This window comes from Pseudomonas sp. FH4, assembly GCF_000510915.2.
In the GTDB taxonomy this organism is placed as follows: domain Bacteria; phylum Pseudomonadota; class Gammaproteobacteria; order Pseudomonadales; family Pseudomonadaceae; genus Aquipseudomonas; species Aquipseudomonas brenneri.
Genome location: NZ_AOHN01000024.1, coordinates 300,980 through 324,427, shown reverse-complemented (window position 1 = coordinate 324,427; position 23,448 = coordinate 300,980). Strand labels below are relative to the sequence as shown.

Here is a 23,448-nt window from a genome sequence, read left to right as displayed (position 1 = left end):
GGCTGCTAGCTGAAACTGTCCAACTTTTCGGGGGCAGTCCATTTAGTTCTGCTGGGTGTCAGGAAATAGCCTGATTCCTCTTCTTTGGGGAACATCAATCCGTCACACCGGTCGGTTACATAAGTAGCTGCACTGCGCCTCGCGACGAACGCGTGCACAAACGCGACATTTTTAGTTGATCTCAAGCTCCTCACGCCCTAAAGTTCGCGCCGAACGTCCATGCTGGAAACGATCCATCCGGCTCAAGTACTGACGACGAGACAGCAAGGCCAAGGGAAGCTTATCCCATGGCCTTTTTGCTTTCGGCGACATGCCTTGGGAAGTAGGCGAACCAAAGTGGGGATACGGAGGACGTTCATTTGCACCCATTGATCAATTTAGTTTGCCCTTAGGAGTTCCCAGCATGTCGATCAACGTCGAAGACTATTTCGCGCGCGCCACGTTTGACAAAATGAAGGCGTTCGCCGACAAGCAAGAAACCCCGTTCGTGGTGATCGACACCGCGATGATCAGCCAGGCCTACGATGACCTGCGCGCCGGTTTCGAATTCGCCAAGGTGTACTACGCCGTCAAGGCCAACCCTGCCGTCGAGATCATCGACCTGTTGAAAGACAAGGGTTCGAGCTTCGACATCGCCTCGATCTACGAGCTGGACAAGGTCATGGACCGTGGTGTCAGCGCCGACCGTATCAGCTACGGCAACACCATCAAAAAGTCCAAGGACATCCGCTACTTCTACGAGAAGGGCGTGCGCCTGTTCTCCACTGACTCCGAAGCCGACCTGCGCAATATCGCCAAGGCCGCGCCGGGTTCGAAAGTCTATGTGCGCATCCTCACCGAAGGCTCGACCACGGCTGACTGGCCTTTGTCGCGCAAATTCGGCTGCCAGACCGACATGGCCATGGACCTGCTGATCCTCGCGCGCGACCTGGGCCTGGTGCCCTACGGCATCTCGTTCCACGTCGGTTCCCAGCAGCGTGATATCAGCGTGTGGGACGCGGCTATTGCCAAGGTCAAGGTGATTTTCGAGCGTTTGAAAGAAGAAGACGGCATCCACCTCAAGCTGATCAACATGGGCGGCGGCTTCCCGGCCAACTACATCACCCGCACCAACAGCCTGGAAACCTATGCCGAGGAAATCATCCGCTTCCTCAAGGAAGACTTCGGTGATGAACTGCCGGAAATCATCCTGGAGCCAGGCCGTTCGTTGATCGCCAACGCCGGGATCCTGGTCAGTGAAGTGGTGCTGGTTGCACGTAAATCGCGCACCGCCGTCGAGCGTTGGGTGTACACGGATGTGGGCAAGTTCTCCGGCCTGATCGAAACCATGGACGAAGCCATCAAGTTCCCGATCTGGACCGAGAAAAAAGGCGAGATGGAAGAAGTGGTCATCGCCGGTCCTACCTGCGACAGCGCCGATATCATGTACGAAAACTACAAGTATGGCCTGCCGCTGAACCTGGCCATTGGTGATCGCCTGTACTGGCTATCGACCGGTGCGTACACCACCAGCTACAGCGCAGTTGAATTCAACGGCTTCCCACCGCTGAAATCCTTCTACGTGTAAGCGCATTGCAAATAAAAAGCCCATGACATGTCATGGGCTTTTACATCTTTATACGACGATATCTTTGCGAGCAACTTTCCCCTGGACATCAATGTACATGTCCATCCTGCCATCCCCCTTGGTATCGACCCTAAAAAGCGTTCGCTGAAACTCACGGTCGTAGCTCACGAGCACATCACCAGGCTTGGAAATATACGTCGGATTAAGCGGGTCTTGCGGTTTACTGTGATCAAGAGGCAACTTGGAGCAAAATTTCAGCGGGCCTAATTGCTGGCGCAATCCTGAAAAGTCGAGTTTGTCCTTGCCGCTGGTAAAATCCATTACCCAGTTCGGCTTACCACTGGACGTAGTATCAAAAACAAAGGTATTCCCGCCCTTCCCCCCCCACATCTGCGCTCCACCACTGCCGCCATACAGGATATCGCTATCGGGGCCGCCTCGAAGAACATTGAAGGCATCATTGCCAATCAGCGTGTTCTTGCCTTTGCCGCCCCTGGCTTCTTCGATCGTCACACCATTGGCAATTCCGACGTTATTCCTCAATCCACCGACCGAAGAAAAAGAACCCGCGTTGAGGTTTATCGTCTGCGCTTGACTGAACCCAGAGAAATCGAGGGTATCCCAGCCGTCGCCATCCCACACGGCGAACAACGGTTTATCTTCGGCAGTTTTCAGGCTGTAGTGATCACGGTCAGTATTGGAGTTGAAACCGTAGGTTGTATCGCCTTTGCGTGTGGAGTAATTGGCACCATATTTTGATTGAACTGCCTGCATATCATCCATCATCAGACTGACTGGCATCACAGTATCTTCGGCATCACTCAGCAATGGCGTGTTGTAGCTCATTACCGTGTAATTATCCCAATTTTCCGCATAATCTGGAATTTGCGTTTTTTCATTCTCATCACTCCCCGAATGCTCCAGACCAAGGCTATGTCCCAGTTCATGAATCAGGGTAGAACGCCAATAATTGTCCCCATGTGTGCTTTTATCATCATCGGCCCAGTTCCCGAATTTGCTCGTCTGGTCCAGATTGCGCATCCAGAGACTTCCTTGGTGCACTGGATCCTTCGGGTCCGGATAGTAAGCAAACCCGCGAACAGGAGTGGCTTGGTCGCCAGCGCTATACCCTCTGTGGGTCAGATGCCCCTCACCACCGCCCCCCGTTTTTTCGGTGAACGTTACATTGGCAACATCGGCATACTCTTGTTGCGCCGCCCTGACATATTCCTTCTGCCTGAGACTCATCGGTACGATTTTTTCGAGCTTGGCTGCAGCTGTGTCACTCTTAAGTTTTTCGAACTCGTTTGGCTCGGCTGTGGAAAACTCATAGGTGAGCTCAATCCTGCCATTATGATTGCTATCAACCCAGCGCTTATCGCTTCGGTTAAGCCGGTCTGCAACCTGCGCGCTGGTCAGTGACGGCTCATCATCTGCAGACTTTTTTGTAACTCCACGCTTATCGTTTTCAAGAATCCGTTGAACTTCCTCATATCCCGTACGATCAGGTGCCTGATTGATTAGCATAATGAAAACTCCTGAGGCTCAGTAGAAACCGTGTTTTTCTAGAAAGCACCGTCCCCACGATTTGTGGAAAAGAGGCACAACTTTGCCACGCATCTACCCAGGAACTTATAAGCTGCATCTGCATGAAACATCAGAACCATCGGCTCCATCTGTAGTCTTTACAACCCCATTCCCTTAAGACGCATCACAAGCACCCGTGACGCTTTACTCGCAAACCAACTCAAGGGCTCGCAAACGATAGGCCTCAGACAACGCTCGAATCTGTGGGTGTTCCACTTGCGCTAGCACCTTGGTTGCCAGCCGCAAAAACTTCAGGTTCCCGCCCTCCAGCGCCTTGCGCAACCACTCCAGCGCAACCTCGACCTGGCCTTGATCTGCCAGCACCGCCGCATAACTGAACTGCCCGCGAAAGTCCCCACCCTCCGCCGAGCGGCGATACCAATCAAGCGCTGCGGACACGTCCTGGGCGCAGAACTGCCCTTGCTCCAGGTAACGCCCCAGCAGGTTCATCGACTTGGCATGCCCCAGTTCGGCAGCCTGGCGATAACAGGCCAATGCCTGCTGTTGGTCTAACGTCACGCCGCGCCCAGTGGCCAGCAGGTTGGCGTAGTTGTACAAGCCCCAATCCAACCCGGCTTCTGCGGCCAGGCGGTATTCCCCGGCGGCGGCCACCGCATCGGCGGGGCAACCCCAGCCATGCTCCAGGCAGCGCCCCACCATATTGCGTGCCATCCGGTGGCCGCCCCGTGCAGCGATCCGGAACCAGCGCAACGCCAGTGCCTCATCGCGCGCGATACCACGCCCGTCCAAAAGGATTTGCCCCAGCAGCGCCTGGGCGTCGAGCACGCCCTCCTTCGCCGCCATCAGGATCGCCTGAGCCGCACGGGCCGGGGACTCTTCGAGCATGGCCCGCAGTTGTTCACCGTCGAGGGTTTCTTCGCGGCGCAGGTGAAAAACCATGCTCAGACCTCGACCCAGCGACGCAACAGGTTGTGATAAGTGCCGGTGAGCTGGATCAGCGCCGGGTGATCCGGTACGTCACGGGTCAATTGCTGGATCGCACCGTCCATTTCAAACAGCAAGGTGCGCTGGCTGTCTTCACGCACCAGGCTCTGGGTCCAGAAAAACGAGGCATAGCGTGTGCCACGGGTCACGGCGTTTACTTTGTGCAGGCTGGAGCCTGGATACAGCACCATGTCACCGGCTGGCAACTTGACCCGCTGCAGGCCGAAGGTGTCCTGGATCTCCAGTTCACCGCCGTCGTACTCGTCCGGATCGCTGAAAAACAGCGTGGAGGACAGATCGGTGCGCACCCGCTCCGGGCTGCCCTTGGGCTGGCGCACGGCGTTGTCGATATGAAAGTCGAAGCTGCCACCGGCGGTGTAGCAATTGAGCAGCGGCGGGAAAACTTTGTGCGGCAGTGCTGCCGACATGAATTGCGGGTTTTGCCACAGGCGATCGAGCATGGCTGCGCCGATTTCCTTGGCCAGTGGATGGCCTTCGGGCAATTGCAGATTGTGCTTGGCCTTGGCCGACTGATGCCCGGCGGTGATCTTGCCGTCAGCCCAGTCCGCCTGTTCCAGGGCTTCACGAATGCGCAGGACCTCTTCGCGAGAGAACAGGCCGGGAATATGCAGCAGCATGAGGCGTTACCTGAGAGCAGAGGGACGTCAATGGTATTGATTCTTATTGACTGTGTAAAACCCTGATCGGACGAGCAGACGCATGAGCCAATAAAAACCGTAATTTCCCAAGTGTAAATTTTGTAAATACAGTGCAAATAGCAACGTATCTCAATTGCTATACATAATTGATTACAATATATTTCGCGACCTTCACATCCTTGGGGTAAGGAATTTCATGTCGCGCACAATTACAAAAGCACCGATCAGTTCACCGCGCCTGCTGGCTTCGGCCATTGGCGTGGCCATCAGCGCCAGCTCCGTAGCCCATATGGCTCAAGCGGCCGAAGAGACCGAACAAAAAGGCGAGCGCAACAGCATTTCCCTCGGTGCCACCAGCATCACCGGCCAAGAACAGGACGCAACGTCGTACCAGACCGAAAAAGCCTCTTCGCAGAAATACACTGCACCACTGGTCGACACCCCGCGCTCCGTCACCGTGGTGCCGGCGCAGGTACTCAAGGACACCGCCGCGACCTCGCTGCAAGACGCCTTACGCACCGTGCCAGGCATTACCTTTGGTGCCGGTGAAGGCGGCAACCCCCAGGGCGACCGTCCATTTATCCGTGGCTTCGATGCCCAGGGCGACACCTACCTGGACGGCGTGCGCGACACCGGTGGCCAGAGCCGGGAAATTTTCGATATCGAGTCCATTGAAGTCAGCAAGGGCCCGAACTCTTCGTTCGGTGGCCGTGGCTCGGCCGGTGGCAGCCTCAACCTGGTGAGCAAGACCCCACAAGCGCGGGACTTCCTCAACGGCGGCTTTACCTACGGTTCGGACCAGACCCGCCGCTATGCCCTCGACGTCAACCGCCAGTTCCTCGACACCGCCGCATTCCGCCTGAACCTGATGAGCCACGAACAGAACGTGGCCGGTCGCGACGCGGTCAATTACGACCGCTGGGGCGTGGCACCGTCGCTGACCTTTGGCCTGGGCACCCCGACCCGCGTCAACCTCAGCTACTACCACATGGAAAGCAACGACCTGCCGGATTCGGGGATTCCCTACAGCTACAGCAGCAGCGCTGCAAACGCTGCCCACGTGCATGACAAACCCACCGACGGCGGCGACAGCAGCAACTTCTACGGCCTCAAGGATCGTGACTTCCGCAAGACCCGCGCCGACATCAGTACGTTCTCCATCGAGCACGACCTGAACGACAACATGACGATCAAGAACACCCTGCGCCACGGCAGCACCGGCCAGGACTACGTGCTCACTCAGCCGGATGACAGCCAGCACAACGTCAACCAGTTCGGTACCGTGTGGCGTCGGGCCAACAGCCGCGTGTCCACCACCACGACCACCACCAACCAGACCGATCTGTTTGGCAATTTCCAGGCCCTGGGCTTCAAGCACAGCTACTCCACCGGCCTGGAATTTACCGGAGAAGAAACCCGCGTCAGCGGTTATACCGTCAGCCCCAATAGCAACCCGGTTTGCACCGTGGCCGGTGGCGGCAAGGGCGGCCAATGCACCTCGTTGAGCAACCCGAACCCGGACGATGCCTGGACCGGCAGCGTCGCCCGCAACTACCTGGGTACCAACACCAAGGCCACCAGCCGCGCCGCCTATGTATTCGACACCATCGAACTCGACCCGCAATGGCTGCTGAACGTCGGCCTGCGCTACGACACCTTCGACACCGAGGCCAATAGCAACGCAGCCACCGGCCGCACCAAGCTCAAGGACGACAGCCAGTTCTTCAACTGGCAGGCCGGCCTGGTCTGGAAGCCAATGGAAAACGGTAGCATCTACACCTCCTATGCAACTTCAGCCTCGCCTCCTGGCGGCTTGGTGGGTGAAGGTGTCGAGCCCAACAACATTACTAGCGGCATCAACACCAGCGACCTGAAACCAGAAGAAACCGTCAACTACGAGCTAGGCACCAAGTGGGACCTGTTCCACGACCGCCTGTCCCTGACCGCAGCGGTGTTCCGCACCGAGAAGAAAAACGCGCGCATCCTGGTGAACTCCAACACCTATGAGAACGCTGGCGAGTCCCGCGTCGATGGCCTGGAGTTGTCGGCCAGCGGCAAACTCACCGAGCAGTGGCAAGTGTTCGCCGGCTACAGCTACCTGAAAAGCGAGCTGGTAGACCCGGGCAAAAACGGCAACCGTCAGGGCGTCGTCACTGCCGGTTCCAACAAAGGCAACGAAATGCCCAACACGCCGAAGAACGCCTTCAGCCTGTGGACAACGTATGACATCACCTCGAAGCTGACTGTCGGCGGCGGCGCGTTCTATGTCGACGACGTCTACGGCGACGCGGGCAACACCGTCTACGTGCCGTCCTACACCCGCTACGACGCCATGGCCAGTTACAAGCTGACTAAGAACGTCGACCTGCAGTTGAACGTGCAGAACCTGACCGACAAAACCTACTACGACAAGGCCTACGGCGCGCACTTCGCCAACCAGGCAGCCGGTCGTACGGCGCTGTTGACCACCAGCTTCCACTTCTAAGCGGCTGGACGTTTCATGCAAAAGCCCCGTGCATCGGATGCCCGGGGCTTTCGTATGTAAAAAAGAATCTTTCTCGACAACTCACGGCATAATGCGCGCCGTAAAATTCATATCCAGCTCAGCGAGGCCGTCCGACGTGTTGAAGAAAACCCTATTTCAGTTGCACTGGTTTTTCGGCATTACCGCCGGGCTGGTGTTGGCCTTGATGGGGATCACCGGGGCTGCGTACTCGTTCCAGGATGAGATCCTGCGGGCACTCAACCCGACGGTGCTGACCGTGCAAAAGCAACCGGCCGGCGTGCTGCCACCGGCGGAACTGGTGCGCAAGCTCGAAGCCACCGAAGGCAAGGCCGTGTCCATGCTGTGGGTGGAAAGCGAAAGCGGCAACGCCGCACGGGTCTTCTTCACCCCGCCACCGGGCGAGCGCCGGGGCCAGATGCGCTACTTCGACCCGTACACCGGTGACTACCTGGGCGATGCCGTCGGCCAGGATTTTTTCGGCCTGATGCTGCAACTGCACCGCTTCCTGGCCATCGGTGACACCGGCCGGCAAATCACCGGTGCCTGTACGCTGATCCTGATTTTCTTCTGCCTCTCCGGCCTGTACCTGCGCTGGCCGCGCCAGGTGGCGAGCTGGCGTGCCTGGCTGACCCTGGACTGGCGCAAGAAAGGCCGCAGTTTCAACTGGGACCTGCACTCGGTGTTCGGCACCTGGTGCTTGCTGTTCTATTTGTTGGCCGCGCTCACCGGCCTGTACTGGTCCTATGAGTGGTACAGCAAGGGCCTGACCCGGTTGTTGTCCGATGCCCCGCAAAACGAGCGGGTGCGCAACCGTGGCCCGGCGCCTGCGGGGCCAGCCCCCGTCGCCAACTACGACGCCATCTGGAGCAGCATCTACAGCACCGCCGGCCCGGACTTGAGCGCCTACAACATTCGTATGCCGCCCGTGGCTGGGCAACCGGCCACGGTCTACTACCTGTTGCAGAGCTCTCCCCATGACCGTGCGCTGAACCAGATCAACCTGGACCCGGCCACCGGCGTAGTCAAAAGCGTTGAGCGCTATGGCGACAAAAGCCTCAAGGCGCAATTGCTGACCAGCATCTACGCGCTGCATGTCGGCAGTTATTTCGGCCTGGTGGGGCGGATCATCCTCACAGTCACTTCGCTGTGCATGCCGTTGTTCTTTATTACCGGCTGGCTGCTGTACCTCGACCGCCGCCGCAAAAAGCGCCAGGTGCGCGATGCCCGCAAAAGCCTGGGCAGCAACCGCAGTGATGCACCCGCGTGGCTGATCGGTTTCGCCAGCCAGAGCGGCTTTGCCGAACAACTGGCCTGGCAGACCGCCGGCCAATTGCAGGCCGCCGGGTTGCCGGTGAAGGTGCAATCCCTGGGTAGCGTCAACGAAGATGATTTGCGCCAATCAGACCATGCGCTGTTTGTAGTCAGCACCTTCGGCGATGGCGAAGCACCCGACAGCGCGCGCGGCTTCGAACGCAGCGTGCTGGGCAGCGACCTCAGTCTCAAGGGCCTGAACTACTCGGTGCTGGCCCTGGGCGATCGTCAATATGAACACTTCTGCGGCTTTGCCCGGCGCCTGCACTTCTGGCTGACCAACCAGGGCGGCAACGCCTTGTTTGCCCCGGTTGAAGTCGACAGCGGCGACGAGGACGCCTTGCGGCACTGGCAACAACAACTGGGCCAGATCACCGGCCACGCACCGGCAGCCGCCTGGGCCAGCGCCAGTTACGAAAACTGGACCTTGAGCCAGCGCACCCTGCTCAACCCGGACAGCAGCGGCTCGGGTGTCTACCTGCTGGGGCTCAACCCGCCCGCCCCGCGTGACTGGCTGGCCGGCGACCTGGTGGAAGTCATGCCGCGCAATTGCCCGTGGGCCGTCGAACATTTCCTCGATGGCCTGGGCATTGCCGGCACCGACGAAGTACTGATCGATGGCTTGGCGCGCCCCCTGGAACAGGTGCTTGCCAGCCGTCAGCTGCCGGACAATCGCGTGCATCTGGTCGGCCTGCATGCGCGTTCCCTGGTGGATGCACTGGTGCCGTTGGCCATGCGCGAATACTCCATCGCCTCGATTGCCAGCGATGGTGTGCTGCAGTTGATCGTGCGCCAGGAGCGTCATACCGACGGCAGCCTGGGCCTGGCATCGGGCTGGCTGACCGAGCACGCACCACTGGGCTCGGCGATCAGCCTGCGCGTACGGCGTAACAGCGGCTTCCACCTGCCAACTGACCCGGTGCCGATGATTTTGCTGGGCAACGGCACCGGCCTGGCTGGTTTGCGCAGCTTGCTCAAAGCCAGGATTACCGACGGCCAACAGCGTAACTGGTTGTTGTTTGGCGAACGCAACATCGCCCATGACTACCACTGCCAGGACGAGCTGCAAGGCTGGCTGGCCAGTGGCGACCTGGCGTTGCTGGACCTGGCGTTTTCGCGGGATCAGGCAGAGAAGATCTACGTCCAGGATCGCCTGCGCGAATCCGCCGATGTGCTGCGCAAATGGCTGGCCGATGGCGCGGTGATTTATGTCTGCGGGAGTTTGCAGGGCATGGCGACTGGGGTCGATCAGGCCTTGGTTGATATCCTGGGAAGTGAGGCTGTAGAACGGCTGATCGAACAGGGTCGCTATCGCCGGGATGTCTACTGACCTACACCCATCAACCTGTGGGAGCGAGCAAGCCCGCTCCCACAGGTTTTATCAGCTCGGTTGGAGTTTTTGTTCGAACACCGAGACGCCATCCAGGTCGCGCAACGTGACCGTCAACTCTGTCGTCTGCCCATCGATCTGCACCTCCCCAAAAAACTGAAACCCGGCAAACGGCGAAGTGTTTTGCGCCGGCGGGGCCTTTTCAAACACCACCTGCGGGCCGAAGGTTTTATCCAGCGGGTTGGGCCCAAAGCTCCCCGCATTCAACGGCCCCGCGACGAACTCCCAGAACGGCTCGAAATCCTGGAACGCCGCCCGATCCGGGTGGTAGTGATGCGCCGCGCAGTAATGCACATCGGCAGTCAGCCACACATAGTTGCGCACCTGTTGCGCACGTAAAAAGCCCAGCAGTTCGGCAATTTCCAACTCGCGTCCCTGGGCCGGCCCCGGGTCGCCGTTGGCCACCGCTTCCCAGCGTGGCACACCGGGGCTGACCTCACCGTCGGGCACGCCAAGGCCGATGGGCATGTCGGCGGCGATCACCTTCCACTGCGCCTTCGACGCCTTGAGTTCACCCTTGAGCCAGTCCAGTTGCGCTCGCCCAAGAAACGGTTTTGCCCCGCCCAGGTTGTCATCGTTGGCCCCGCGATAGCTGCGCATATCCAGCACGAACACATCCAGCAACGGCCCGTAGCTGAGCTTGCGGTAGATACGTCCGCCCTGGTCGGCACTCTGCAAACGCATCGGTGCATATTCCAGCCAGGCCTGGCGTGCACGGCCCACCAGGGCGGTGATGTCCTTGGTCTGGTAACGCTCGTCCAGTTGCTTGCCGGGCGACCAGTTGTTGACCACTTCGTGATCGTCCCATTGCCAGATCTGCGGCACCTGCGCATTGAAGCGACGCACGTTCTCATCCATCAGGTTGTAGCGATAGTTGCCACGGTATTCATCCAGGGTTTCGGCCACTTTGCTCTTGGCCTCGGTGGTGAGATTGCGCCAGATGCGCCCGCCTTCGGTGGTCACTTGGGCCGGCACCGGGCCGTCAGCGTAGATGGTATCGCCACTGTGGATAAAAAAATCCGGCAGGCGCAGGCGCATGGCTTCGTAGATGCGCATCCCGCCAATATCCGGGTTGATCCCGAAGCCTTGGCCGACGGTATCGCCGCTCCACACAAAGCGGATATCGCGCCGTTGTTGCGGCACGCTGCGCAGGTGACCGAACCAGGGCTCGCTGGCGACGCCCGTCTGGGCGTCCTCGAACTGTACGCGATAGAAGATCGCCTGGTCGGCTGGCAAACCGGTCAACTCGACGCGGGCGGTGAAATCGCTGCGGCTGTCGGCCAAGGGCGAGACGAACCTGCGTGGGTTGCTGAATACACTGCGGGTGTCCCACTCGACCACCATGCGCGCCGGTCGGTCGCAGCGGCTCCAGATCATTGCGCGGTCACCCAGCAAGTCGCCGGACTGCACCCCATCGGTCAACAGCGGCCGGTCCTTGACCGAAGCTATCACTGCCGGTGCCAGCCCCGGCAGCAACAGGCCGGCGCCGACACCCTGGATCACACGGCGACGGCCGAGGTTAAAGTGGCTCATGGGCTTCCCTCCAAGCATCAAAAGGGAAACTAAAGCATGGGCGGATGAAGCGCAGATGACATGCCGCGCCTACAGGGTCAGGCGAGTGCCAGTTCTGCCGCCTCCGGACGCTTGATCACGGCATACACCAACCCGGTGAGTAGGCTACCCGCGACGATCGCCAACAGATACAGCAGCGCATGATTGATCGTGTTCGGGATCAGCATCACAAACAGCCCGCCGTGGGGCGCCATCAACTTGCAGCCGAAGTACATCGACAAGGCGCCGGTCAATGCGCCGCCGGCGATGCTGGCCGGGATCACGCGCAGCGGGTCCTTGGCCGCAAACGGGATGGCGCCTTCGGAGATAAAGCACATGCCCAGGATCAGCGCGGCCTTGCCGGCTTCGCGCTCGGTCTGGGCAAACTTGCGCCGGGCCAGGAACGTGGCGATGGCCATGCCAATCGGCGGCACCATGCCTGCCGCCATGGTGGCGGCCATCGGCGCGCCGCTCTGGGAGGCCAGCAGGCCAACAGAAAAGGCGTAGGCCGCCTTGTTGATCGGCCCGCCAAGGTCGGCGCACATCATCCCGCCCAACAGGATGCCCAACAGCACCGCATTGGTGGTGCCCATGGTGCTGAGAAAATCCGTCAGGCCCACCAGCATCTGCGCCACGGGCGGGCCGATCAGGTAGATCATCGCCAGGCCAGTGACCAGGCTCGCCAGCAACGGGATGATCAGGATCGGCTTGAGCGACTCCAGGCTCTGCGGCAACGGCACCGCACGGGTGATCAGCTTGACGCTGTAGCCAGCGAGGAAACCGGCGAAGATCCCACCGATAAAACCTGCGCCCAGGGTACTGGCCAACAGGCCGCCGATCATCCCCGGCGCGAGCCCCGGACGGTCGGCAATCGAGTAGGCGATGTAACCCGCAAGTAGCGGCACCATCAGGGTGAAGGCATGGTCGCCGACGGTCTTCAGGGCCGCCGCCAGAGTGCCTGACTCTTCGAAAGCGTGGATGCCGAAGACAAACGACAGGGCGATTAGCAGCCCGCCCGCCACCACCATCGGCAACATGAACGACACCCCGGTCAGCAGGTGTTTGTAGACCCCGGTTTTCTCCGGCTTGGCTGTCGCGCCACTGGCGGCGCTTTCCTGCCGGGCCTCGGCCAGGGCTTTATCGAGGATCGCGGCAGACTGCTTGAGCGCAATGCCGGTGCCACAACGATAGATTTTCTTGCCGGCAAAGCGCTCGGTGGCGACTTCGATATCGGCCGCCAGCAGCACCACGTCGGCGTCGCGAATGGCTTGTTCGCTCAAAGGCGTACGCGCGCCCACCGAGCCCTGGGTTTCCACCTGCAAGTCAAAACCCTTGGCCTTGGCGGCCTGCTGCAACGCTTCGGCGGCCATAAAGGTGTGGGCCACGCCCGTTGGACAGGCCGTGATAGCAACGATGCGCGGTGCGTTTTTTGCCGTCGGCACTGCAGCGCTGGCAACGTACAACTGGGCCTCTTGCGCGCCCCGTTGCAGCACCGCTTCAACGTCCTGCAACGCCTGGGCCGGGGTGCTCTGGTACACGCGTTTGCCGACAAAGCGCTGCATGTCCACCGGCGTGCTGGCGACCAGCAACACCCATTCGGCCGCGTCGAGAGTGGCCTGGGACAGTGCGCGTTCGGGGTGGTTTACATCCACCACTTCGACACTGGTGCTCCAGCCCTGGCGCTGCGCGGCGGCGTCCAGCAAACGGGCGCACAGCACACTGGTGACCATGCCGTTGGGGCAGGCGGTAACAATGGCTAACTTCATCACAAACCCTCTTATTGTTCTGTCAGCGGGCGCACAGCGACGCCGCTTTCAAGGCGCGCCAGTTGCGCGTCGTCGCTGATGCCGAAACCGATCTGCGTGACCGCCATGGCGGCTATCGCGGTGGCGCGGCGCAGGGTCTGCTCGGGCGCTTCGCCGCTGAGCAGGCCGTGCAGCATGCCCGCCAGCAAGGAGTCGCCGGCGCCCACGGTACTGGCGACGCTGACCTTGGGTGGTGTGGCGTGCAACGCTGCGCTCCGGCTGAACCAGTTCACGCCGTCGGCCCCGTGGGACACCACCACATGCTCCACGCCTTGGGCGTGCAAACGCTCAGCCGCCAGGGCTTGTTGGGCGACGGTCTGCGTGGGGCAGTCGAGCGCATCGGCGAGTTCTTCAGTGTTGGGCTTGATCAACCACGGCGCGGCCTTCAAGCCAGCGCGCAACGCTTGGCCACTGGTGTCCAGGGCGACTTTCAAACCAAGGTCCTTGAGCGTTTCCAGCAAGCCCTGAAACCACTGCGGGCTGACGCCCCGCGGCAAACTGCCGGCGACCACCACTGCATCGAACTCAGGACCGATCACCGCGATCAGCTTGAGCAATTGTTCTTGTGCCTGCTCACTCACCTGCGGCCCCGGTGCGTTGATGTCGGTGACCCGGCCATCCTGCTCGGCAATCTTGATATTGCTGCGGGTTTCGCCCGGCACACGAATAAATGCATCGCCAAACCCTCGGCTGGCGATCAGGGCATCGAAAGCCTGGGGGTTTTGCGCGCCGAGAAATCCACCCACACTCACGTTATGGCCCAAATCAGCCAACACTTGCGCCACATTCACGCCCTTGCCGGCGGCATGGGTGAGCAGGGTTTCGCTGCGGTTGACCGCACCCGGTTCCAGGCACGCCAAACGCACCGTCAGGTCCAACGCCGGGTTCAGCGTCAGGGTCAGAATCTTCGCCATTTACACGGCCTCCACAAGGGCACGCACTTGGGCCGGGGAACCCAGCGCCAGTGCTTGTTGCGCCAGGCTCCGGGCCTCGCTCAGACTGAATTCACGCACCCGCGCCTTCACTTCAGGAATACTGCGGGCCGACACACTCAACTCATCCACACCCAGGCCCACCAGCACCGGCACCGCCAGCGGATCCGCCGCCAACTCGCCGCACACACCCACCCATTTGCCATGGGCATGGGCCGCACGCACCGTGATGTCGATCAGTTGCAGCACCGCCGGGTGCAGGCCGTCAGCCTGGGCCGACAAGGTTGGGTGGCCACGGTCGATAGCCAGGGTGTACTGGGTCAGGTCGTTGGTGCCGACACTGAAAAAGTCCACCTCCTTGGCCAGCACCGGCGCCAGCAACGCGGCGGAGGGCACCTCGATCATGATGCCCAGTTGCAGGTCCGCCACCGGGATTTCCAGGCGCAGGCGCTCGGTCATGTCGCGGGCCGCACGCCACTCATCAACGCTGCCGACCATGGGGAACATGATGCGCAGCGGCCGGCTGTCCGCCGAGCGCAGCAGCGCGCGCAGTTGCGCCTCCATGATCTGCGGGCGTTGCAGGGTCAGGCGAATGCCGCGCACGCCGAGGAATGGGTTTTCCTCCTTGGCAATCGGCCAGTAAGGCAAGGGTTTGTCCCCGCCGACATCCAGGGTACGCACCACCAGCGGCCGGCCGCCCAGGCCATCGAGCACACGGCGGTATTCGGCTTCCTGGGTGGCTTCATCCGGTGCTTGCGAATGGGCCATGAAAATCAGTTCGGTACGCAGCAGGCCAATGCCTTCGGCACCCTGCTCGACAGCGGCCGCCACCCCTGCGCTTTCGCCGATATTGGCGAATACTTCGACCCCATGCCCGTCGCGGGTCAAGGCCGGTTCATGACGTTGCGCGGCGGCAGCCTGCAGGCGCTGTTCGCGGGTATCACGCTCTTGGGTGGCGCGCTGCAAGGTCGCAGCATCGGCATCCACATGCAGGCGCCCGCGTTGGCCGTCGAGCAACAGCGGCGTGCCCGAGGCCAGCAGCAGCACCGCGGGACCCGCGCCGACCAGCGCCGGGATCCCCAAGGCACGGGCAACGATAGCGCTGTGGGCGGTAGCGCCGCCGCGTGCGGTGAGGATCCCGGCGACCCGCGCCGGATCCAGCCGGGCAACGTCCGAAGGGCCGACTTCATCCATGACCAGAATGTAGGGTTCGTCCGGCTCTTGTGGGGTTTGCACACCACACAGTTGTGCCAGCACCCGACGGCCAATGTCACGCAGGTCGGCAGCGCGTTCGGCGAGTAATGCGTCCTGCAAGGACTCCTGTTGCTTAGCGGCGGCTTCGATCACACTCATCCACGCCGCTTGCGCGCTTTCGCCTTGCTTGAGCCGGGTGTCGACTTCGTCGGTCAGTTCCGGGTCGTCGAGCATTTCCTGATGGGTGATGAAAATCTCGCGGATCGCCTTGGATTTGCTACGTTCGATCAAACCCTGGATATCGCCGCGCACATCGCGCAATGCCGCGGACAAACGCTCGCGCTCGGCGCTGGTCGACTCGCCGCGCAGTGGATAGTCAAACGGCTGCAACACTTGGATATGGGCCGGGCCGATGGCGATCCCAGGCGCGGCGGCGATGGCCTGGATCAGGCTGCCGGAAGCTGGCGCGCGCAGTGGCGGCTCGCTCTCGACCACGTCCAGCCGGGCACTGACGGCTGGCAGCGGCTCGACCTCTTCGCCCAGGCCGGCTTGCACCGCCGCCAATAGCGCGGGCAATGCGTCGTCGGCACTACCGGGTTCGGCGACAAATTCCAGCACCTGACCGCGTCGGGCGCCAAGGCTGAGCAACTTGCTCAGGCTCTTGACCGACACCGCGCCGCCCTGCCCGTCCACGATCCGCACGCGGATTTCACCGTCGAACTGCTTGGCCAGTTGCGCCAGGACCTTGGCCGGCCGCGCATGCAGGCCGTGGGCGTTGGCCAGGGCGATGCGCGCGCTGGGCCAGTCGACAGGCAGTTCGCCACCCAGCACTTCGAGGACCGCTCGGCTGCTGGTGGCCCTTCCCAGTTCCTGGCCGCGACCTTCAATCAGCAAGGCGCACAAGCGCTCAAGCAATGCCTGATGAGCTTCGCCGAGGCTGGCCAGGCAAAACAGGCCGCTCAACGGTTGGCCCAGGTAGCGCATGGGTTTGTCCGGGGTGACAAAGGCCAGGCCCGGACGCTTGACCGTTTGTTCGCTGTGCAACCACCACAGGCCATCGCCCAGGGGCAGCGCATCGACTTGCTGTAGCACGGCGGCGAAGCCATTGCTCACACAGTCGGCCTGGCGCAGCAGGCGAGCGCCGCGCCACACCAGTTCTTCAAAATCGTCGGCGGATACGCCCAGGCCAATCATCTGGGCATCCAGCGCCAACTCCTGGGGAGCGCCTTGCAACAGCTTGAGCAAGGCCTCGGCCGAGGTGGCGCGGCACAGCGCCTGGCCCAGGTCGGTTTCGCCAAGGGCACGGGTCAGCAGTTGCAGCAGGCGCAGGTGCTCGTCGGATTTGGCGGCAATGCCAATCGCCAGGTAGACGATCTGGCCATCGCCCCAATCCACACCGTGGGGAAACTGCAACAGGCGCACGCCGGTGGCGAACACCTGATCGCGGGTTTCGGGGGTGCCATGGGGGATCGCAATACCTTGGCCGAGGAAGGTCGAGCCTTGCGCTTCACGGGCTTGCAGGCCGCTCAGGTAACCTTCGGCGACCAGGCCATCGGCCACCAGTTTTTCGGCGAGCAGTTGCAAGGCAGCAGACTTATCCACAGCCACCTGGCCCATGGATATCTGCTCTACGGTGAGCTCAAGCATGCCTTTCTCCTAGTTAGTGCGGGGGGCGCACTAGGTATTGTTTTGATTAAACCGTGCCAAAATAACTGACTGAGTGGTCAATTGGCAGTAGGCACTCAGCAGCGATCATCGTAAAAATACGCCTGCTGAAACGTTTAATCTAGAATTTATGGCAGATTACTGAGTAATTCTGCATCCTTGAAGCACCACTCGGCGCTTGAGTTGCGACAATGGTCGTGTGCAGGAATCGGTTACGATTGGACAAAATGTCGGGGCAAGCTCTAAAAAACAAGGAAATCCCGGTTTGAAACTCAGTGATATTGCACGCATAGCCGGTGTGTCCGTGACCACCGCCAGCTACGTCATCAATGGCAAGGCCGAACAGCAACGGATCAGCAGCGCCACCGTCGAACGGGTGCGCGCGGTGGTCGAGGAGCATGGCTTTACCCCCAACCCCCAGGCCGCCGGGTTGCGCAGCCGGCATACCCGCACCTTGGGGTTTATCCTGCCGGACCTGGAAAACCCCAGTTACGCACGGATCGCCAAGCTGTTGGAACAAGGCGCACGGGCCCGTGGCTATCAGTTGCTGATCGCCAGTTCCGACGACGATGCCAACAGCGAACGCCAGTTGCTGAAACTGTTCCGCGCGCGGCGTTGCGACGCATTGTTCGTTGCCAGTTGCCTGCCCGCCAGCGATGACTGTTATCGCGAGCTGCAAGCCATTGGCCTGCCGGTGATCGCCATCGACCGGGTGATGGCGCCCGAGCAGTTCTGTTCGGTGGTCAGCGATGACCGCCAGGCCTGCCAGCAATTGACCAGCAGCCTGCTGCAACCGCTGCCCCGGCAGATCGTCTTGATCGGCGCCCACCCCGAATTGAGCATCAGCCAGGAGCGCGCAGCAGGTTTCCAGCAAGCACTGCACGACTTCAAGGGTGACATTCTGATCGAGCATGGCGAAGCCTTCAGTCGCGACTGTGGCCGCCAGTTGATGGAAGAACTCCTGCAACGCCTGGGGCATTTGCCCGACGCGTTGGTGACCACTTCCTACGTCCTGCTGCAAGGGGTGTTTGACGCGCTGCATGACTTCCCGCTCAAGTCCCGACCGCTGCGCCTCGGCACTTTCGGTGACACCCAGTTGCTGGACTTCCTGCCGCTGCCGGTCAACGCCATGGCCCAGCAACACGCGCTGATCGCCGATACAGCCCTGCGCCTGGCACTGGCGGCGATTGAAGAGCAGCACTACCAGCCGGGCGTGCATGCGATTGGCCGGACCTTCAAGCAGCGGATTCACGAGGCATAGGCGTGGAGCTGATCGACAGCCACACACACCTCGACTTCGAGGATTTCGACGCTGATCGCGACGAGGTGCTCAAGCATAGCCGTCAGCTCGGCGTGCGGCGCATGGTGGTGCTGGGGGTGTACCAGCGCAATTGGCAGCGGTTGTGGGACCTGGCGCAACAGGACCCGGACCTGCATGTGGCCTTCGGCCTGCACCCGGTGTATCTGGATGAACATCGCTGCGCAGACCTGATCGAACTAGGTGACTGGCTGACGCGCCTCAAGGGCCACCGCCAGCTCTGTGCCGTAGGTGAAATCGGCCTGGATTACTTTCTTGAGCACCTGGACCGCGAGCGCCAGCAAACCCTGTTTGAAGCCCAGTTGCAGTTGGCTGCAGACTTCCAACTGCCGGCGCTGCTGCATGTGCGACGCAGCCACGCAGCCGTTATCTCTACCCTAAAACGCATCCGCCTGCCCCGGGGTGGGATCATCCATGCTTTCGCCGGCAGCCGCGAAGAGGCCCGTGAATACATCAAGCTGGGGTTCAAGCTCGGCCTGGGCGGCGCGCCGACCTGGCCCCAGGCATTACGCATGCACAAGGTCATCGCCCAACTGCCGTTGGAATCGGTGGTACTGGAAACCGACTCGCCAGACATGGCGCCCGCCATGTACCCCGGCCAACGCAACAGCCCAGAGCACTTGCCCGCAATCTGCAGCGCCCTGGCCGAACGGATGGGGATCAGCCCTTCAGCGCTGGCCGAGGCGAGCACCCGCAACGCCTGCGAACTGTTCAACTGGCCGCTCGATGATGGGGTTGACCGCCTGTAGCGTGAGGGTCATGCGATGCCGGTGGCGGGCGTAGCGCAGGGTGAGGAAGTGAATCAGGATCGCCACCAGCGATACGTTCAATTGCCCGACCTTGCTGATCAAGCCGACCCACTCCACCACCAGGGCCACCAACAAGGCCACGCAGGTCAACACGAGCATGCTTGGGCGCAGCAAGGCCAGGTTGTCCAGGGACTTCAACTGGCGCAGTTGCCTGGGACAATTGAGCAGCAGGACTTTGTGGCAATACGGACAGTCAAAAGGCTCGTTGAGGGCAATGGCATTGAGCTGCCAGGGCTTGAGTACGAAGGTGATATCGCAATGGGCGCAATGCCCTTTCACGCCTGGGGTTGTCGCGGTCATGGCCCTGCCTCCCGGGAGCGCTGGATGGGGTGTGAAACAAATTCTCACCCAATCTCGTTGCGAAAAAAGCTCACCCGGGAAAACAGGACATGCACCACACAGCTAACAGATAAAACCTACATCAAAGTCTTACACGCGAAATGCACCGATCAGCTTTTTCAGTTCAATCACCTGCAAAGACAATTGCCGGCTGGCCTCTTCGGTCTGATGCGCACCTTGGGCCGCGTGCTCGCCAGCCCGATTGATCTCGACGATGTTCTGGTCGATGTCATGGGCCACCGCCGTCTGTTGCTCTACCGCCGCAGCGATTTGCTGGTTCTGATCGACGATCATCCCCACGGCGCCCAGGATATTTTCCAGGGCAAGTTGGACTTTTTCCGACTGCCCGACCGTACCGCTGGCCATTTTATGGCTGCTGCCCATGGCCTTCACCGCCGCACCCACGCCCTGGTGCAATTTGGCGATCATCTGCTCGATCTCTTCAGTGGAGTGCTGGGTGCGCCGGGCCAGGGTGCGCACCTCATCGGCCACCACGGCAAACCCACGCCCCTGCTCGCCCGCCCGCGCCGCCTCGATGGCCGCGTTCAAGGCCAGCAGGTTGGTTTGTTCGGCAATGCTTTTGATCACTTCCAGCACGCTGCTGATCGATTGACTGTCGATAGCCAGTTGATTGATCACCAGCACTGATTGGTCGATCTCGGACGCCAGTTGCGCGATGCTGCCCTGCTGGGATTGCACCAGGCCACGCCCGCTGAGGGTTTCATCGTTGACGCTGTGAGCACTGCTGACAGCCGCCGCCGCACTGCGCGCGACTTCGTGGGCGGTCGCCGACATCTGGTTCATGGCCGTTGCCACCTGTTCGATCTGGCTGCGCTGGCCCGACACCGCCTGATTGCTGCGCGCCGATACCGACTCCACTTGCCCGGCCTGATGCTCGACTTCCTGGACGGTGTGCCCTACCCGTTCAATCAGGTCGTGGATTTTCGCTACGGTGCCATTGAACACCTCACCCAACTCACCCAACTCATCGCGGCTCTGGGACTTGAAGCTGACCGTCATGTCCCCGGCGGCGACCTTATCCATCATCGCGCCCAGGCGGCGCAGGGTGGTGCGGGTCGAGGCGTAGAAGCCGCCGTACAGATAGAAGATCAACAGGAACACCGCCGCCAGCGCCGCAACCAGCACCACCATATGCGTACGGTTCTGGGCCAGGCGCTGTTGCAGCTGCTGGTCGAGGAAGGACAGGGTCGCATCGTCCAGTTGATAGGTCTTGGCCATCAAGGCTGTCACTTGATCATAAAAACCCTGCCACGGCGCCTCAAGGGTCTCGGCCATCACCACCTGTTCCTCGAACAGTTCGCTGCCCTGCTTGAGGCTGGCCTGGCTGGCTTGGGCCAAGGTATCCAACGCGTCATGGGCGGCCTTGCTGGAGTTCAGGGCGTCCTGCACTTTCAAGCCGTATTCAGCCTGGAGCTTTTCCAACTGTTGCAACAGTTCGTCAAAACGCGTGCTGGACGATGAGTTGAGAAAGCCCTGGCCCAGGGAGTACGCACCCATGGCCCGGCCCTCGCCCAAGGTCTGGGTGACTTGTGGGGTGACGCTGGTCACCAGTTCGCTGAGTTGGCGCACATCACCCTGCACATCACGGCTCAACCCCGACTGGCTGGCAATGATCTGGCTGAACATCTGCGCCTTGTTGAGCAACTTGCCAATCAGCGCACTTTTGCTCAACAACGAAGATTCGCTTTGCTGGACCTTGAAGGCCGCGATCATCTCGTCGCGCTTACCCTCAAACACCGCAACTTGCTCGGGATCGACCGTCATCGCCTGGAAGCCTTGCAGGCGTTCAAGGACGCGCAGTTCCAATGCGCTGATCTGACTTTCGATATCGCCCGCCTTGCCCGCCTGGCCGAGGGTGGCGTTGATTTGCACCTGATTGTTCAGGGTTTCCAGGTCGCGGCGCAGGATCAGGCTGCTGCCCAGCAGGTCCAGGCTCTGTAACTCAACCTGCGTGCCCTGGAACTCACGCCAGGAATCGCGCACCAGGTAATAGTTGGTCACCAGCATCGGCAGGAAAAACAACACACTGATCAGGCTGAACTTCATGCCGAAGCTCAGGCGATTCATCAGCGCGATGGCGGGATAGAGCAAGCTCTTCACAGATGAACTCCCTTTTCTTTTATTTTTATTGAAGGCGCAGGGCAGCGGCAGAAAGCCACTATTGGGCGCGCTGTCTGTATAGCTTAAATCGGCGGGGAGTTTTGTAACTTAAGGTTAACGCGATCGGCGGCGCTTAATAGGCCGACCGATTTCTTGATACCAACACATCTTCCCTGTGGGAAATTGCTCTAATGCCAGTCAGTTAAGCGGTCATCGCCTTCTGTAGGAGCGAGCTTGCTCGCGAAAAACGTCAACGATAAGGCGTACTTACTGAATGAACGCGGCGCCTGTAAGTTTTTCGCGAGCAAGCTCGCTCCTGCAAAGGGCGTTTCTCAGGGTAAAACAGTCCAGATCGCAAACCCGGCGTACCACAACACCGCCGCGCGCAGCAGCAGTTCCCACAAGCGATCCAGGCTGTTGATGCCATCTGCACCCACTACCGGCGGCGGAATTTCCCCGGCCACCAGGCCAACCTTTTCCACCAACTGCGCTGCACTGATATCCCAGTTCAGCAGCTCATGCAGCATGACCCGGCTGACCGCGACAAAATTGCCCACCAAGGCAAAGCTCGCTGCCAGCAACCGCACCGGTAACCAGTCGAAAGCATGGCGCAATTGCCCGGCGCGCTCGGCCACCAATGGGTTCTGACTGCGCTCACTGGCCAGCGCCAGCAAGCGGTAGGCCAGGGCCACCACAGGGCCGAGGAGGAAATACCAGAAAATCACCGCGAAAAAACTCTGGTAGGCCTGCCACAGCAAATGGCCCTGGACCCGCTCCAGAAGTTGCTCGCCACTGTCGGCGCCAATGGCCAGGTCGCGTTCGGCAACATGCTCAGCCGCTTGCAGGTCCCCCCGGCGCCAGGCATCACGAAACGGCCCGAGCTGGCCCAACAGATCACCGCGCCCCAGGCTGTAGATCACCACCAGCAGGTGCACCGGCAGTGCCAGCAAACCATAGGCCACCGGTTCCAGGACCAGCAGCAACAGCCCCAGCAGCGCCACCGGCAGCAGTACCAGCAGCGCCAGGATCAGCCAGGGTTGCTTGCCCAGCCGCGTGCTCGACTCAAGCCGGGCCAGCTCGCGCAGCCAGCGGCCATCGCGCTGTACCCGCTGACGCAAGGCCGAGAACTTCTCGATCCACACCGCCAGCACCAACACCAGAAAACTCATTGTGCATGTCCTCCTTCCTGCAAGGCGCCGCGAAAACGCGCCCAATCAAAAGCCGGTCCAGGATCGGTCTTGCGTCCTGGGGCGATGTCACTATGACCGCAAATGCGCTGGAGCGTGATGCCCGGGTAGGCGGCCAGCAATTGGTGACTCAGTTCGATCAAGGATTGGTACTGGGCATCGGTAAAGGGTTGGTCGTCGGTCCCTTCAAGCTCGATCCCCAGGGAAAAATCATTGCAGGTCTCACGCCCCTCGAAACAGGAAACACCGGCATGCCAGGCGCGGTCCTGGCAGGAGACAAATTGCGTCACCGCGCCATCACGCTCAATCAGAAAGTGCGCTGAAACCCGTAAGTCAGCAATACCTGCAAAGTAGGGATGTTCCGTGACATCCAGGCGATTCTGGAAAAACTCCTGCACTTTGCCCGTGGCGAACTGGGCCGGTGGCAAGCTGATGTTGTGCACCACCAACAAGGAAATCTCGCCGCCCGGGCGCTCATTGAAGTTGGGCGATGGGCAATGGGCAACGCCCTGGCACCAACCGCTGGTGGGGTCCAACTGCATACAGGTTCCTTGCGCAAGAC

The 23,448-nt window shown here is 60.8% G+C and carries 16 protein-coding genes; 5 read left to right on the top strand and 11 right to left on the bottom strand.

From position 1 onward, the window contains the following. Positions 1-403: 403 nt before the first annotated feature. Entirely contained in the window at positions 404-1,567 is a 1,164-nt protein-coding gene (locus H097_RS20180) for a type III PLP-dependent enzyme (RefSeq protein ID WP_032861941.1), read from the top strand. A gap of 48 nt (positions 1,568-1,615) precedes the next feature. On the opposite strand, the gene H097_RS20175 is transcribed toward H097_RS20180, so the two are convergent. The 3 genes from H097_RS20175 to H097_RS20165 form a co-directional block, all read right to left on the bottom strand. Next, positions 1,616-3,094, bottom strand: a complete 1,479-nt coding sequence (locus H097_RS20175) for a M10 family metallopeptidase C-terminal domain-containing protein (protein WP_050593420.1) — start codon at positions 3,092-3,094, stop codon at positions 1,616-1,618. Positions 3,095-3,298: 204 nt separating this feature from the next. Beyond that, the gene (locus H097_RS20170; protein ID WP_032861940.1) at positions 3,299-4,054 is read right to left on the bottom strand and encodes a tetratricopeptide repeat protein; all 756 of its coding nucleotides are present in this window, start codon (positions 4,052-4,054) and stop codon (positions 3,299-3,301) included. 2 nt (positions 4,055-4,056) lie between these two features. Beyond that, on the bottom strand, positions 4,057-4,737 hold the full coding sequence (locus H097_RS20165) for a Fe2+-dependent dioxygenase (RefSeq protein ID WP_032861939.1): 681 nt from the start codon (positions 4,735-4,737) through the stop codon (positions 4,057-4,059). 217 nt (positions 4,738-4,954) lie between these two features. On the opposite strand from H097_RS20165, the gene H097_RS20160 reads away from it, so the two are divergent. Both H097_RS20160 and H097_RS20155 read left to right on the top strand, forming a co-directional pair. Then, complete coding sequence (locus H097_RS20160; RefSeq protein ID WP_032861938.1) at positions 4,955-7,243, top strand: TonB-dependent siderophore receptor; 2,289 nt, start codon at positions 4,955-4,957, stop codon at positions 7,241-7,243. 136 nt (positions 7,244-7,379) lie between these two features. Next, entirely contained in the window at positions 7,380-9,905 is a 2,526-nt protein-coding gene (locus H097_RS20155; RefSeq protein WP_032861937.1) for a sulfite reductase flavoprotein subunit alpha, read from the top strand. Positions 9,906-9,956: 51 nt separating this feature from the next. On the opposite strand, the gene H097_RS20150 is transcribed toward H097_RS20155, so the two are convergent. The 4 genes from H097_RS20150 to ptsP all read right to left on the bottom strand — a co-directional run bounded on the left by H097_RS20150 (position 9,957) and on the right by ptsP (position 17,094). Then, positions 9,957-11,498: an alkaline phosphatase D family protein gene (locus H097_RS20150; RefSeq protein ID WP_032861935.1), complete on the bottom strand. Its 1,542-nt coding sequence runs from the start codon at positions 11,496-11,498 to the stop codon at positions 9,957-9,959. A gap of 77 nt (positions 11,499-11,575) precedes the next feature. Next, positions 11,576-13,282, bottom strand: coding sequence for a PTS fructose-like transporter subunit IIB (locus H097_RS20145; protein ID WP_032861933.1), 1,707 nt, complete (start codon positions 13,280-13,282; stop codon positions 11,576-11,578). Positions 13,283-13,293: 11 nt separating this feature from the next. After that, positions 13,294-14,235: a 1-phosphofructokinase gene (gene pfkB / locus H097_RS20140; RefSeq protein ID WP_032861931.1), complete on the bottom strand. Its 942-nt coding sequence runs from the start codon at positions 14,233-14,235 to the stop codon at positions 13,294-13,296. Continuing rightward, entirely contained in the window at positions 14,236-17,094 is a 2,859-nt protein-coding gene (ptsP, locus tag H097_RS20135; RefSeq protein WP_032861930.1) for a phosphoenolpyruvate--protein phosphotransferase, read from the bottom strand. A 283-nt stretch (positions 17,095-17,377) separates the two neighbouring features. Here ptsP and cra point away from each other — a divergent pair, with 283 nt between their 5' ends. Both cra and H097_RS20125 read left to right on the top strand, forming a co-directional pair. Then, positions 17,378-18,373: a catabolite repressor/activator gene (gene cra, locus H097_RS20130; RefSeq protein WP_032861928.1), complete on the top strand. Its 996-nt coding sequence runs from the start codon at positions 17,378-17,380 to the stop codon at positions 18,371-18,373. 2 nt (positions 18,374-18,375) lie between these two features. Beyond that, positions 18,376-19,179, top strand: coding sequence for a TatD family hydrolase (locus H097_RS20125; RefSeq protein ID WP_032861927.1), 804 nt, complete (start codon positions 18,376-18,378; stop codon positions 19,177-19,179). Here the strand turns inward: H097_RS20125 and H097_RS20120 are convergent. The 4 genes from H097_RS20120 to ampD form a co-directional block, all read right to left on the bottom strand. Beyond that, entirely contained in the window at positions 19,099-19,539 is a 441-nt protein-coding gene (locus tag H097_RS20120; RefSeq protein ID WP_032861925.1) for a hypothetical protein, read from the bottom strand. The two genes, H097_RS20125 and H097_RS20120, sit on opposite strands and share 81 nt — an antisense overlap. Before the next feature lie 129 nt (positions 19,540-19,668). After that, positions 19,669-21,699, bottom strand: coding sequence for a methyl-accepting chemotaxis protein (locus H097_RS20115; protein ID WP_032861924.1), 2,031 nt, complete (start codon positions 21,697-21,699; stop codon positions 19,669-19,671). Between the two features lie 332 nt (positions 21,700-22,031). Beyond that, the gene (gene ampE / locus H097_RS20110; RefSeq protein WP_032861923.1) at positions 22,032-22,868 is read right to left on the bottom strand and encodes a regulatory signaling modulator protein AmpE; all 837 of its coding nucleotides are present in this window, start codon (positions 22,866-22,868) and stop codon (positions 22,032-22,034) included. Continuing rightward, positions 22,865-23,428, bottom strand: coding sequence for a 1,6-anhydro-N-acetylmuramyl-L-alanine amidase AmpD (ampD, locus tag H097_RS20105; protein WP_032861921.1), 564 nt, complete (start codon positions 23,426-23,428; stop codon positions 22,865-22,867). Before ampD ends, ampE begins: the two co-directional genes overlap by 4 nt. Positions 23,429-23,448 lie beyond the last annotated feature (20 nt).

Bases quoted from the DNA above. Each gene is read 5' to 3' on its own strand.
- H097_RS20180 (WP_032861941.1), top strand. From the start codon at position 404: ATGTCGATCAACGTCGAAGACTATTTCGCGCGCGCCACGTTTGACAAA.
- H097_RS20175 (WP_050593420.1), bottom strand. From the start codon at position 3,094: ATGCTAATCAATCAGGCACCTGATCGTACGGGATATGAGGAAGTTCAA.
- H097_RS20170 (WP_032861940.1), bottom strand. From the start codon at position 4,054: ATGGTTTTTCACCTGCGCCGCGAAGAAACCCTCGACGGTGAACAACTG.
- H097_RS20165 (WP_032861939.1), bottom strand. From the start codon at position 4,737: ATGCTGCTGCATATTCCCGGCCTGTTCTCTCGCGAAGAGGTCCTGCGC.
- H097_RS20160 (WP_032861938.1), top strand. From the start codon at position 4,955: ATGTCGCGCACAATTACAAAAGCACCGATCAGTTCACCGCGCCTGCTG.
- H097_RS20150 (WP_032861935.1), bottom strand. From the start codon at position 11,498: ATGAGCCACTTTAACCTCGGCCGTCGCCGTGTGATCCAGGGTGTCGGC.
- H097_RS20145 (WP_032861933.1), bottom strand. From the start codon at position 13,282: ATGAAGTTAGCCATTGTTACCGCCTGCCCCAACGGCATGGTCACCAGT.
- pfkB (WP_032861931.1), bottom strand. From the start codon at position 14,235: ATGGCGAAGATTCTGACCCTGACGCTGAACCCGGCGTTGGACCTGACG.
- ptsP (WP_032861930.1), bottom strand. From the start codon at position 17,094: ATGCTTGAGCTCACCGTAGAGCAGATATCCATGGGCCAGGTGGCTGTG.
- H097_RS20120 (WP_032861925.1), bottom strand. From the start codon at position 19,539: ATGACCGCGACAACCCCAGGCGTGAAAGGGCATTGCGCCCATTGCGAT.
- ampE (WP_032861923.1), bottom strand. From the start codon at position 22,868: ATGAGTTTTCTGGTGTTGGTGCTGGCGGTGTGGATCGAGAAGTTCTCG.
- ampD (WP_032861921.1), bottom strand. From the start codon at position 23,428: ATGCAGTTGGACCCCACCAGCGGTTGGTGCCAGGGCGTTGCCCATTGC.